Source organism: Bacillus cereus group sp. MYBK220-1 (assembly GCF_051916445.1).
Lineage (GTDB): Bacteria > Bacillota > Bacilli > Bacillales > Bacillaceae_G > Bacillus_A > Bacillus_A cereus.
Window position 1 is genome coordinate 978,417 of record NZ_JBQAGQ010000002.1, and the last position, 12,436, is coordinate 990,852.

Here is a 12,436-nt window from a genome sequence, read left to right on the forward strand (position 1 = left end):
TCCCCTCTTTTTTGTTTACAATATAGAAATGCTATATATGAATAGAGGTAGGGATGTTATGAGCAAGTTTACAGTAGCTTCTAATGGTGCATTAGAAACAACATTAAGAGGAGCAGAAGTATTATCAACACCACTTTTAAATAAAGGGGTAGCTTTCACACAAAATGAAAGAGAAGAGTTAGGTTTAAAAGGGTTATTACCGCCAGCGGTTTTAACGTTAGAAGAACAGGCACGCCGAGCATACGAACAATTTAGTTCTCAGCCGGATGATTTATTAAAGAATGTATACTTAACTGCGTTACATGATCGAAATGAAGTATTATTTTATCGTATATTAACAGATCATTTACGTGAAATGTTACCGATTGTATATACACCAACTGTCGGTGTAGCAATTCAAAGATATAGTCATGAATATCGTAAACCACGTGGTGTTTATTTATCAATTAACGATCCATCAGGTATCGAAGAAGCATTCACGAATATCGGTGCAACAGCTGAGAACATTGATTTAGTCGTTGTAACAGATGGAGAAGGCATATTAGGAATTGGTGACTGGGGCGTTGGTGGTATTAACATCGCAATCGGAAAATTAGCTGTTTACACTGCTGCAGTTGGAATCGATCCTAGTCGTGTATTACCGGTAATTTTAGATGTAGGTACAAACCGTGAGGAGCTATTAAACAATCCATTTTATATTGGAAATCGTCACCCTCGTATAACAGGTGAAGCTTACGATGAATTTATTGATACGTTTGTACAAGCGGTAAACAAACAATTCCCGAAAGCACTTTTACATTGGGAAGACTTTAGCTCTCGTAACGCACGAAAAATTTTAGATAAATATCGTCATGACGTTTGTACGTTTAATGATGATATTCAAGGTACAGGTGCAGTTTCACTTGCGGCAGTATTATCGGCAGTGAAAGCTTCTGGTGTACCGCTAAGTGAACACCGCGTTGTTGTATTTGGTGCTGGTACGGCTGGAATCGGTATCGCAGATCAAGTTAGAGATGCGATGGTCCGCGTAGGCGTATCTGAAGAAGAATCATATAAGCGTTTCTGGTGTATTGATCGTAACGGGTTAGTTACAGATAATATGGAAGATCTTCTTGATTTCCAAATTAAGTACGCAAGAAAAGAAGCAGAAGTAAGTGAGTGGAAAGAAAATGATGTGATCGGACTTGCTGAAGTTGTGAAACATGTAAAACCGACAATTTTAATTGGTACATCTACTGTTGCAGGTGCATTTAAAGAAGAGATTATTAAAGAAATGGCTTCTCACGTAGAAAGACCAATCATTTTACCAATGTCGAATCCAACGCCACTTGCTGAAGCAAAACCAGCAGATTTAATCGAGTGGACAGAAGGAAGAGCGTTAGTTGCAACAGGAAGTCCATTTGAACCAGTTACATATAACGGTGTAACGTATGTGATTGGACAATCAAATAATGCACTTATTTTCCCAGGGCTTGGTCTTGGAACAATTGTAGTACGAGCAAGCGTCATGACGGATGGAATGTTCGCAGCGGCTGCTGAAGCAGTTGCAAGTATGGTAGATACAAGTCAGCCAGGAGCACCTATTTTACCAGAGGTCGAAGAATTACGTAATATCTCAGAAATGGTTGCAATTGAAGTAGCGAAAGTTGCAGTTGCAGAAGGTGTTGCAAGAGTGAACTTAAGTGATAACGATATCAAGATGGCAGTGCAAGAAGCAATGTGGAAGCCAGAGTATCGCCAAATAAAAGCGGTAGAAAAGGTTAGAATATAGAAAAAAAGCCCGTTTATAACAATAAGCGGGCTTTCACTTTTACTACTGAAAAAAAGTATAGGAAGTGTCACCTTTGAATTGGAATCAATTATGGAAGAAAGATATGTCCCTTTTAATTATATTAATGGTCGTTGTTCCGATTGCTGGGGAGCTGAACTTTCATCCCTTTAATGATACGTTTCGAGTTAGCTTCGGTACACCGCTATTCTTCTTTTTATTATTATTTTTAAGAAGAGTACCAGCAGGAGTTGCAGGTATTCTTGTTGGTATATCTGTAGTCTTATTCCGAGTATGTCTTGACTGGATCATGCAAGGTTCATTTCATATGACAGAATCATTTTATTTGCGTTATCCTGTGTTCTTCTATTATTTTATTTATGGCAGTTTTTTTTCGCTTTGTAGGGTAAATAAGTTCCATCAGAAACCAATCATTATTGGATGCCTTGGAATTTCAATTGAAATTGTTGCAAGTATGTCAGAACTTGCGTTTTATCACATGTTAGTACTAGGTACAACAATAACGATTTCTGAAGTGAATAAACTTATTATTATTGCTATTTTTCGTAGTTTCTTTGCACTTGGTTTTTTAAATATGATGAATTTATATGAAACGAAATTAAAAGAATCGCAAGTTCGAAAAGAAAATGAAAATATGTTAATGCATCTTTCTAATTTATATGTGGAATCTGTTCATTTGAAAAAGACGTTACAAAATGCGGAGTTAATTACACAAGAAGCATATCAACTATATCGAAATTTACAAGTAAGCGCTGATTCAAGTAGTAAAACAGCATTGAAAATAGCGGGGGAAGTGCATGAAATAAAAAAGGATAATCAAAGGATATTTGCAGGATTATCTAAACTGTTATTAGATAAAAATGTGGCTGAATATGTAGAAGGACATGAGTTAGCAGAGATGATTGTTAGAATAAACGAGAAGTATGCTGAAATGCTAGAAAAGGATATACGTTTTTCTAAACATATAGAAGGTGAGCATGCTGCATACCACGTGTATACAGTGCTATCAATTTTTAATAACTTAGTTGCAAATGCAGTTGAAGCAATTGAAGATAAAGGTTTCGTTATTATTAAGCTATATAAAAGAAATCAGCATATATTTTTTGAAGTAATTGACGATGGGCCTGGTATTACACAAAAGTATAAGAAATTAGTATTTAAGCCAGGATTTACTTCCAAGTATGATCAAACGGGAACACCGTCAACTGGTATTGGGCTTTCTTACATAAATGAAATGGTAACAGAGCTAGGCGGAGAAGTGAAATTAGAAGACCGAGAAAATAAAAGAGGATGTAAGTTTATCGTTTGTTTACCAGAGGATAGTTTAAAGCAGGAAGGGGAATAGATTTGTTTTATTATATCGTAGACGATGATGAAGTTTTCCGTTCGATGCTTTCGCAAATTATTGAAGATGGAGATCTTGGAGAAGTAATTGGTGAGGCGGATGACGGAGCTTTTATTGAAGCGGATCAACTAAATTTTAAAAAAGTAGATATTTTATTTATTGATTTGTTGATGCCGATGAGGGACGGAATTGAAACAGTTCGTCACATTGCGTCAACTTTCACGGGGAAAATCATTATGATTTCTCAAGTGGAATCGAAGCAGCTTATAGGTGAGGCATATACACTTGGTGTAGAATATTATATTACAAAACCATTAAACAAAATCGAAGTTGTATCTGTTGTACGCAAAGTGATGGAGCGTATTAGATTGGAGCGTTCTATACATGATATTCAAAAATCATTGAATAACGTGTTTCAGTGGGAAAAGCCGCAATTGCGTACTGAACCAGTGCAAGAAGGAAAAAAGATAGGGGATTTAGGGCGCTTTTTACTATCAGAACTCGGTATTGCCGGAGAGAATGGAAGTAAAGATTTACTTAGTATGCTGGAATATTTATATGGTCAAGAAAAGGCACAGACATTTGAGTTTGGCTTTCCTGCGTTAAAAGAAATTTTTCATCATATTACGATAAGGAAATTAGGGGATCTAGCTTTAGAGGCGGATATTGATAAAGAGAAAAAAGCGTCTGAACAAAGAGTACGTCGAGCTATTTATCAGTCGTTAAATCATTTGGCTTCTTTAGGATTAACAGACTTTTCAAATCCAAAATTTGAAAGCTATGCTCCAAAATTTTTCGATTTTACCGTAGTTAGAAAACGGATGACAGAAATGACGAAAGATGAACTCGCATCTTCTGGTCATACGCGAATTAATACGAAGAAGTTTATTCAAGTGTTGTATTTTGAGGCGAAGAGGTTGATGGAGATAGAGTGAAGAAGATGCTTATAAATAAGCATCTTCTTTTGTTAAATCAACATTTTATATTTTCTCGTGGAGCATGTAAAATGTTAAGTAAGAGAAAATGGTTTTATATTAAGGAAGTGTCAAAGCGATGAGTTTCACATTGAATAAATCGATTATTAAAGAAGTGTGCGGAGAGACCTCATATAAAAGAGGTGAAGCCTATTATAAATCAAATAAAGTGATAATAGATCATTACGATGAAAATAAAGAAATTTGTGAGGCGACAGTAAAAGGGAACGAGGATTTCCATGTTACAGTAGCAAAAGCTAAAAAGGGTGATGTTGTTGCAAAATGTAGTTGTCCTTCATTAGCGTCTTTTCAAACGTACTGTCAACATGTTGCAGCAGTATTAATACAAATAAACTATAATCAACAAACAGGTGGAATGAGCTCCACTAGTAGCAGAAATGATCAATTGACAAGTGGTATGTTTCAGCTGTTTGCAGACAAACCACTGAGGCCAAAAAGTAAACAACACCGTTTTGATACACGTGAAATATTAGATATTGAGTTTATATGTACACCAGTTGCTACGAGAAGTGGTGGGGCTCTTCTTGGAATTCAATTGAAACTTGCCAAAGTGTATTTCATAAATCATATTAGAGAATTTCTTTTTAAGGTGGAGAAAAGAGAGTCTTTTCATTGTTCAAATGAATTTACATATACACCAGATGTACATAGTTTTAAACAAGAAACGGATGCGATTATTCAGCAGCTCATTAAAATGTATCATAACGAAAAAATGTATGAAGATACGCTAGAAGTACATGCGAAACAAGATGAAAGTATGATATTTATACCACCAGCTTCATGGAAAGATATGCTCTTTTCACTTTCTAAAGCTGAATATGTACAGCTGAAACAAAATGAACAACTGTTTCAGGGATTACAAGTTTCAAAAGGGTTGTTGCCGTTACACTTTGAATTTACGAAGGGAAATAATGGCGGATTTACACTTCATATAGAGGGTTTAAATCGTGTACAAGTTATGGATATGTATAACAATGCACTTTACGATGGGAAATTATATCACTTACACATTGAAGATTGTATGCGACTTATTGAATTACAAAAGATGATGAGTCGCTCAAATAGTAATCAGTTTTATATTCCAGAAAGTAAGATGGAACATTTCGTCGCGAAAGTTGTACCAGGATTAATGAAGCTCGGAACTGTACACATTGATGAAGTAATATCGGATCGTGTTGAAACACCTTCGCTAAAAGCGAAATTGTATTTAGACCGCGTGAAAAATCGCTTATTAGCAGGTCTTGAATTTCACTATGGGAACGTCATGATTAATCCGCTAGAAGAGGATGGACAGCCGTCTGTTTTTAATCGTGATGAGAAAAAGGAAAAAGAGATTTTAGACATTATGAGTGAAAGTGCTTTTGCAAAAACAGAAGGCGGTTACTTTATGCATAATGAAGAAGCTGAGTATAACTTTTTATATCACGTTGTGCCAACATTAAAAGGTTTAGTTGATATTTATGCGACAACAGCAATCAAATTGCGAATTAGTAAAGGGGATGCAGTTCCTCTTATTAGAGTGAGAAGAAAAGAAAGAATTGATTGGTTGTCATTTCGTTTTGATATAAAAGGAATACCAGAAGCAGAAATTAAAGGTGTATTAGCGGCCCTTGAAGAGAAACGTAAATATTATCGATTGGCGAATGGTTCGTTTTTATCGCTAGAGAGTAAAGAGTTTAATGAAATTAATCAGTTTATAAAAGAATCAGGTATTCGGAAAGAATTTTTACATGGAGAAGAGGTAAATGTTCCGCTTATTCGGAGTGTAAAATGGATGAACGGACTTCATGAAGGCAATGTTTTAAGTTTGGATGATTCTGTTCAAGAGTTAGTAGAAAACATTCAAAACCCGAAAAAATTAAAGTTTGCTGTGCCAAATACTTTAAATGCAGAAATGAGAAAGTATCAAGTATATGGGTTCGAATGGATGAAAACACTTGCTCATTACCGTTTTGGCGGTATTTTAGCAGATGATATGGGACTTGGAAAAACGTTGCAAAGCATTGCTTTTATAGATTCTGTTTTGCCTGAGATTCGAGAAAAGAAACTGCCTATATTAGTCGTTTCACCATCATCTCTTGTTTATAATTGGTTTAGTGAATTGAAAAAATTCGCCCCGCATATTAGAGCAGTTATTGCAGATGGAAACCAAGCAGAGCGCCGGAAAATTTTGAAAGATATAACGGAATTTGATGTCGTAATCACGTCATATCCATTACTGAGAAGAGATATAAGATTATATGCAAGACCATTTCATACACTATTTCTTGATGAAGCACAGGCGTTTAAAAACCCTACAACGCAAACGGCAAGAGCTGTGAAAACAATTCAAGCTGAATACCGTTTCGGACTAACTGGTACACCTGTAGAAAATTCATTAGAAGAGCTATGGTCTATCTTCCATGTCGTCTTCCCGGAATTATTACCAGGAAGAAAAGAGTTCGGTGATTTAAGGCGTGAAGATATAGCGAAGCGAGTGAAACCATTCGTATTAAGACGATTAAAAGGGGACGTATTAAATGAGTTGCCAGAGAAAATAGAGCACTTACAATCATCGGAGTTATTACCCGATCAAAAGAGTCTCTATGCTGCTTATTTAGCGAAGTTAAGGGAAGAAACGTTAAAGCATTTAGACAAAGACACGTTACGTAAAAATAAAATTAGAATTTTAGCTGGTTTAACGAGATTGCGACAAATTTGTTGTCATCCCGCTTTATTTGTTGATGATTACAAAGGAAGTTCAGCTAAATTTGAACAACTGTTAGAGATTTTAGAGGAATGTAGAAGTACAGGGAAGAGAATATTAATTTTTTCTCAATTTACGAAGATGCTTTCCATTATTGGTCGTGAGTTAAATCGACAAGCAATTCCATACTTTTATTTAGACGGGAGTACACCAGCGCAGGATCGTGTAGAGCTGTGCGATCGGTTTAACGAAGGAGAAGGAGATCTATTTCTCATTTCTTTAAAAGCTGGTGGTACCGGACTTAATTTAACTGGTGCAGATACAGTAATATTATATGATTTATGGTGGAATCCAGCTGTTGAACAACAAGCGGCCGATAGGGCGTATCGAATGGGACAAAAAAATACAGTGCAAGTTATAAAGCTAGTAGCTCAGGGAACAATTGAGGAGAAAATGCATGAACTGCAAGAAAGTAAGAAAAATTTAATCGCTGAAGTGATTGAGCCGGGAGAAGAGAAATTGTCCTCAATCACAGAGGAAGAAATTCGAGATATTTTAATGATTTAATATAAAAAAGCTATGCCTTCAAATTTATGAGGGCATAGCTTTTTTGTTGTAATAATTATATTTTGTTTTGTACAAAGTAAAGAAATCAAATGTTATTTAAATTACTTCTTTGTACCTTTACTTTTGTAGGGTTTGGCAGCTGCCTTTTTCTTTGCACTTGATTGCCAACGGTTCCATCCTTTACTTCCTGTACCTTGTCCTACACCTTTTTTCGGTTTTGCTTTCGTTTTACTCATATGATCACTCCGTTATATAAAAAATCTTATTTAATAATAGCCAATGTTTTAGAAAAATATTCTGGATAAATGACTATGTTTGTTTTAAGTAAAAACAAACTGCTTGAATGCTATAGTATATCATGAAATTGCAAGTAAACTGAAAGGAATTATAAAGAAAATGAAAATAATAAGAAATACTGCGGATTCTATATTCCGAACGATCACATTAATTATTGTGTATACGTTAGTTTCGGTCAGTGAAACATTTTTTGGATTGACGAGGCAGAAAAAGTAAAGATGTTAAATTAACAACAATCAATAAAGCCGTAAAATAAAGAATTGAAAAATATTTTAAAACTTTTTGTTGACTTTCTTTATTTTTTGTATAGAATAATCATTAATAAAATGTTTCAGAGATGTGACAACAAAACGACTATGAAAGGACGAGTAGTAGTAGGACGTAGTTTAAGCGAGTCAGGGGTGGTGTGAGCCTGATACGAAGCCTATTATGAAGAACCTCCTGGAGTTGCTAACCGAAATCCTTTATAGGAAAGTAGACTTAGCCGGGAACTTCGCCGTTACAAGAAGAACAGTATCGAGATATTTCATCTCCGTATTGTATAAGTGAGCAACCTCTGTTGCTAATTTGGGTGGTACCGCGGAACCAAAGCCTTTCGTCCCAGTTTTTTGGGAAAGAAGGGCTTTTTTTGTTGGCTTCTTTTCACAACATCCAAACATTTTAGGAGGAAACCACCATGTATCAATCATTAATGACAGTAAGAGAGACTCAAATCGCAATTAAGGAAGTTAAAACATTTTTCGAGGACCAATTAGCAAAACGCCTTGAACTATTCCGCGTATCTGCACCATTATTCGTAACGAAAAAATCAGGATTAAACGATCACCTAAACGGTGTAGAACGTCCAATTGAATTTGATATGTTACATTCAGGAGAAGAATTAGAAATTGTTCATTCACTAGCGAAATGGAAACGATTTGCATTACATGAATACGGATATGAAGCTGGTGAAGGTTTATATACAAACATGAACGCGATTCGTCGTGATGAAGAACTTGATGCAACGCATTCCATTTATGTTGACCAATGGGATTGGGAAAAAATCGTTCAAAAAGAATGGCGTACTGTTGAATACTTACAAAAAACAGTACAAACAATTTATGGAATATTCAAAGATTTAGAAGATCACTTATTTGAAAAATATCCGTTCCTTGGAAAGTATTTACCGGAAGAAATTGTTTTCGTTACTTCTCAAGAATTAGAAGATAAATATCCAGAATTAACACCGAAAGATCGTGAACATGCAATTGCAAAAGAACACGGTGCAGTCTTCATTATCGGAATTGGTGATGCACTTCGTTCAGGTGAAAAGCATGACGGACGCGCAGCTGATTATGACGATTGGAAATTAAACGGTGACATTTTATTCTGGCACCCAGTACTACAATCTTCATTTGAGTTATCATCAATGGGAATTCGTGTTGATAGTAAATCACTTGATGAGCAGTTAACGAAAACTGGTGAAGACTTCAAACGTGAGTATGATTTCCATAAAGGTATACTAGAAGACGTACTACCATTAACAATCGGCGGTGGCATTGGACAATCAAGAATGTGCATGTACTTCTTACGTAAAGCACATATCGGTGAAGTTCAATCTTCTGTATGGCCTGACGATTTACGTGAAGCTTGCAAGAAAGAAAACATTCATCTGTTTTAATAGAAGTAAGGGAATAGCTTAAATATAGAGCTATTCCCTCTTTTTTATAAAACATTACTTATTTATTACCGAGTTCTTCTGCTAAACCGATTAAAATTCCTTCGACTCCACGAATGTAGCAGAGACGATACGAGTTCTCGTACTGAACTACTTCGCCAACGAGCTCTGCACCATGCTTAGTGAGTCTCGATACCATTTCGTCAATATCCTCGACAGTGAACATGACGCGTAGATAACCGAGGGCGTTTACAGGAGCTTTTCGGTGATCTGCTATAGTAGGAGGGGTGAGAAATCGCGAAAGTTCAATTCGGCTGTGGCCATCTGGAGTGACCATCATAGCGATTTCTACGCACTGAGAACCGAGTCCAGTTACGCGACCAGCCCATTCACCTTCGACATTTGCTCGACCTTCGAGATTCAAGCCAATCTCCTCAAAGAAAGAGATTGCGTTATCAAGGGATTCTACAACGATGCTGACATTGTCCATTCGTAGTAATTTGTTTTTTGCCATAGTCTTATCTCCTTATGTATAAAAGTTTATTATTTAATTATCCTCATAATTATACTACTAAGTAGTTACAAATTCCTTTCAGTCAAAAACACCTTGTCACAGTATAGGAAAATGTGACAAGGTGTTTTTTAATATATCATATAGCATCTTGTTAACGAATAGCTTTTTATTTAATAGGAAGGAAGTAGATTAATATGTTTTTTTTATAAGCGTTACTAAACATATCAAATTAGCTCATTTGCACGAAAGGCTCAATTTTCGCCATAAATGATTGATGCAGCGCCTCAACGCCTGTTACTAAATGAAGACGGTCAATAACGACAGACACTTTAATTTCTGATGTACTTACCATTTTAATATGAATATCTTCTTCTTTTAAAGTAGTGAACATATTTGCAGCGACACCTGGGTTAGATACCATGCCAGATCCTACGATTGATACTTTTGCTAAGTGATTTTCATGTTCTACAGATTCATAGTGAAGAGTTTCTTGATTTTGTTCCAAAACTTCTAAAGTTGCCCTTAAATCATTCGAGTGAATGGAGAAGGAGAGATGTACAGTTCCTTCATTTGTAATACTTTGAATGATGATATCTACATTAATGTGTGCTGCTGCTAATGTAGAGAAAACTGTTGAAAGCGAGCCTTGTTCTAGTCCTTTAATTGTGACACGTGTAATATTATCCTCAAATGCAATACCTTTAACGATTGATTGTTGTTCCATGTTACATTCTCCTTTTACAATTGTTCCGTTTTCTTGTTCCATACTTGAGCGAACTTCTAAAACTACGTTATGATTTTTAGCAAACTCAACGGCGCGCGGGTGTAATACGCCAGCACCGAGATTAGCAAGCTCTAACATTTCGTCATAAGAAATTTCGTCTAATTTGTAAGCATCTTTTACAACTCGTGGGTCCGTCGTATATACGCCTGTAACATCCGTATAAATATCACATTTTTTTGCTTTAAGTGCAGCGGCTAATGCGACAGCAGTTGTATCAGAACCGCCTCGTCCAAGCGTTGTAATTTCAAAATCTTCACTGACTCCTTGGAAACCAGCTACAATAACAATCGTACCTTCAGCAAGATAAGATTGAATACGATCTGTATGAATGTCAGTAATCCGTGCACTACTATGTACAGATTCTGTCGTAATACCTGCTTGCCACCCTGTTAATGAAATTGCATGATAGCCTTTTGCTTGCAGTGCCATTGTTAATAATGAAATAGTTACTTGTTCTCCTGTAGATAGAAGCATATCCATTTCACGTTTACTTGGATTTTCTGTGATAGCGTTAGCGAGTGCGACAAGTTCATCTGTGCTTTTTCCCATTGCTGAAACGACAGAGACAATGCTATGACCTCGTTCATATTCTTCAATAATTAAATTTGCTACATGTTGAATGCGTTCGACGCTTCCGACAGAAGTGCCACCAAATTTTTGAACAATTGTTTCCATTACAAATTCCTTCTTTCGTCTATTTTTAAGAATAGATTAGGAAATATATCAATCCCAATACTCCTGTAGTTACCAGAAAGACAAACAAAAAACACCATCTCAAATAAGTGAGGATGGTGCTGTTACAGGAAAAGGGAAACAGAAAACGGAGCTAATAAAAAAACCGCCAAAAAAGGAATATCATAAAAAATGATATCTCTTTTTTGTAGATAGCTCTTCATACGTACACGTTTGTACATATGACAGTTCTGTTTCTATTCGAAAACAGCCCCAATTGATAAATGCAGAGAAATTTATCAATTTCGGCAATACTTCCTTTCATCTAAGTTCATAGACATCTCTGTGTCTCCATTAGAATACTCATAAGTATCGCAACCTCTATCTCACGTTTTAGGCGAGAGTGTTTGATTTATGAAGTTGTTGGTAACATTTGTTTTATAATAATTTAAATTTTTCGGGGAATCAAGTGTTTTATATATATTTTAAAAATTCTTTCTTTTTTCTGAGGAAGTTTGTGAAAAATGTAGCAAAATAAATTCATTGCATGTACATTAAACTTATAGTGCATAGGAGGTGGGGAGAATGAAAAGGAAACAGCCTATTTATGTTGCGACAAAAATGAACACGACGATGGAAAAATTATGGGAATATACGCAAGAACCACATATACATACAGAGTGGGATGCTCGCTTTACTGAAATTTCGTATTTAGAGAAAAAAGAAGGAGAACCACAGAAGTTTTTGTATAAAACAAAGATTGGATTTGGGCTTGAAATAGCTGGAGAAGGGGAATCAATAGGTGAAATAAGAAAAGATATTTTAATGCAGTTATGCAATTGGATGAAAACGAAAATGAAATTTTAGATTATTTTGGTGAACCACATTTACTCGTTTCTACACTGCATTTTCATATCGATGAGTTAGGTGCAATGCATATTTCTTCAAAGAAACAATGGTTTTATATGTTTGGAAGAAAAATGCCGTTACCAAAATTTTTGTATGGTGAGGCAAAAATTGTTGAAAGTTATGATGAAACACTTCAGTGTTTTCGAATTCATGTACAAGTACGAAACCCGTTAATTGGTTCGCTTTTTTCATATAAGGGAACATTTGTGGAAAGGGAATAA

General features: G+C 35.7%; 8 protein-coding genes, 2 pseudogenes, 1 riboswitch and 1 other annotated feature. Of the genes and pseudogenes, 7 read left to right on the forward strand and 3 right to left on the reverse strand.

Features of this window, described 5'->3' with window-relative positions; genetic code table 11:
• The first annotated feature begins 58 nt into the window (after positions 1–58).
• The 4 genes from malS (at position 59) to ACTFRU_RS12050 (ending at position 7,382) form a co-directional block, all read left to right on the forward strand.
• Positions 59–1,771, forward strand: coding sequence for an oxaloacetate-decarboxylating malate dehydrogenase (malS, locus tag ACTFRU_RS12035; RefSeq protein ID WP_440037663.1), 1,713 nt, complete (start codon positions 59–61; stop codon positions 1,769–1,771).
• Positions 1,772–1,835: 64 nt separating this feature from the next.
• A complete protein-coding gene (locus ACTFRU_RS12040; RefSeq protein WP_002023846.1) occupies positions 1,836–3,134 on the forward strand; it encodes a sensor histidine kinase in 1,299 nt (432 codons plus the stop codon).
• Positions 3,135–3,136: 2 nt separating this feature from the next.
• Positions 3,137–4,069 (forward strand): response regulator, encoded by a 933-nt coding sequence (locus tag ACTFRU_RS12045; protein WP_000500302.1) that lies wholly within the window; start codon positions 3,137–3,139, stop codon positions 4,067–4,069.
• Between the two features lie 118 nt (positions 4,070–4,187).
• Positions 4,188–7,382 (forward strand): SNF2 helicase associated domain-containing protein, encoded by a 3,195-nt coding sequence (locus tag ACTFRU_RS12050; protein WP_440037664.1) that lies wholly within the window; start codon positions 4,188–4,190, stop codon positions 7,380–7,382.
• Positions 7,383–7,483: 101 nt separating this feature from the next.
• Here ACTFRU_RS12050 and ACTFRU_RS12055 read toward each other — a convergent pair whose 3' ends face one another.
• On the reverse strand, positions 7,484–7,618 hold the full coding sequence (locus tag ACTFRU_RS12055) for a DUF3934 domain-containing protein (RefSeq protein ID WP_000047588.1): 135 nt from the start codon (positions 7,616–7,618) through the stop codon (positions 7,484–7,486).
• A gap of 408 nt (positions 7,619–8,026) precedes the next feature.
• Positions 8,027–8,285, forward strand: a binding site (T-box leader).
• A gap of 70 nt (positions 8,286–8,355) precedes the next feature.
• Between ACTFRU_RS12055 and asnA the strand changes: the two genes are divergently transcribed.
• Positions 8,356–9,339, forward strand: coding sequence for an aspartate--ammonia ligase (gene asnA, locus ACTFRU_RS12060; RefSeq protein WP_000284917.1), 984 nt, complete (start codon positions 8,356–8,358; stop codon positions 9,337–9,339).
• A gap of 58 nt (positions 9,340–9,397) precedes the next feature.
• Here the strand turns inward: asnA and ACTFRU_RS12065 are convergent, their stop codons facing one another.
• Positions 9,398–9,850 (reverse strand): VOC family protein, encoded by a 453-nt coding sequence (locus ACTFRU_RS12065; RefSeq protein WP_139849647.1) that lies wholly within the window; start codon positions 9,848–9,850, stop codon positions 9,398–9,400.
• Positions 9,851–10,079: 229 nt separating this feature from the next.
• Positions 10,080–11,309, reverse strand: a complete 1,230-nt coding sequence (locus ACTFRU_RS12070) for an aspartate kinase (RefSeq protein WP_290102305.1) — start codon at positions 11,307–11,309, stop codon at positions 10,080–10,082.
• Between the two features lie 202 nt (positions 11,310–11,511).
• Positions 11,512–11,698, reverse strand: a riboswitch (Lysine riboswitch).
• A gap of 193 nt (positions 11,699–11,891) precedes the next feature.
• On the opposite strand from ACTFRU_RS12070, the pseudogene ACTFRU_RS12075 reads away from it, so the two are divergent.
• Together ACTFRU_RS12075 and ACTFRU_RS12080 are read left to right on the forward strand one after the other, a co-directional pair.
• A pseudogene (locus ACTFRU_RS12075) lies at positions 11,892–12,125 on the forward strand (hypothetical protein); the annotation flags it as partial.
• Positions 12,113–12,436: pseudogene (locus tag ACTFRU_RS12080) on the forward strand (DUF4166 domain-containing protein); the annotation flags it as partial. The pseudogenes ACTFRU_RS12075 and ACTFRU_RS12080, both read left to right, overlap by 13 nt.

Excerpts from the sequence above, each read along its gene's own strand:
- malS (WP_440037663.1), top strand. The coding sequence starts at position 59 with ATGAGCAAGTTTACAGTAGCTTCTAATGGTGCATTAGAAACAACATTA.
- ACTFRU_RS12050 (WP_440037664.1), top strand. The coding sequence starts at position 4,188 with ATGAGTTTCACATTGAATAAATCGATTATTAAAGAAGTGTGCGGAGAG.
- ACTFRU_RS12055 (WP_000047588.1), bottom strand. The coding sequence starts at position 7,618 with ATGAGTAAAACGAAAGCAAAACCGAAAAAAGGTGTAGGACAAGGTACA.
- asnA (WP_000284917.1), top strand. The coding sequence starts at position 8,356 with ATGTATCAATCATTAATGACAGTAAGAGAGACTCAAATCGCAATTAAG.
- ACTFRU_RS12065 (WP_139849647.1), bottom strand. The coding sequence starts at position 9,850 with ATGGCAAAAAACAAATTACTACGAATGGACAATGTCAGCATCGTTGTA.
- ACTFRU_RS12070 (WP_290102305.1), bottom strand. The coding sequence starts at position 11,309 with ATGGAAACAATTGTTCAAAAATTTGGTGGCACTTCTGTCGGAAGCGTC.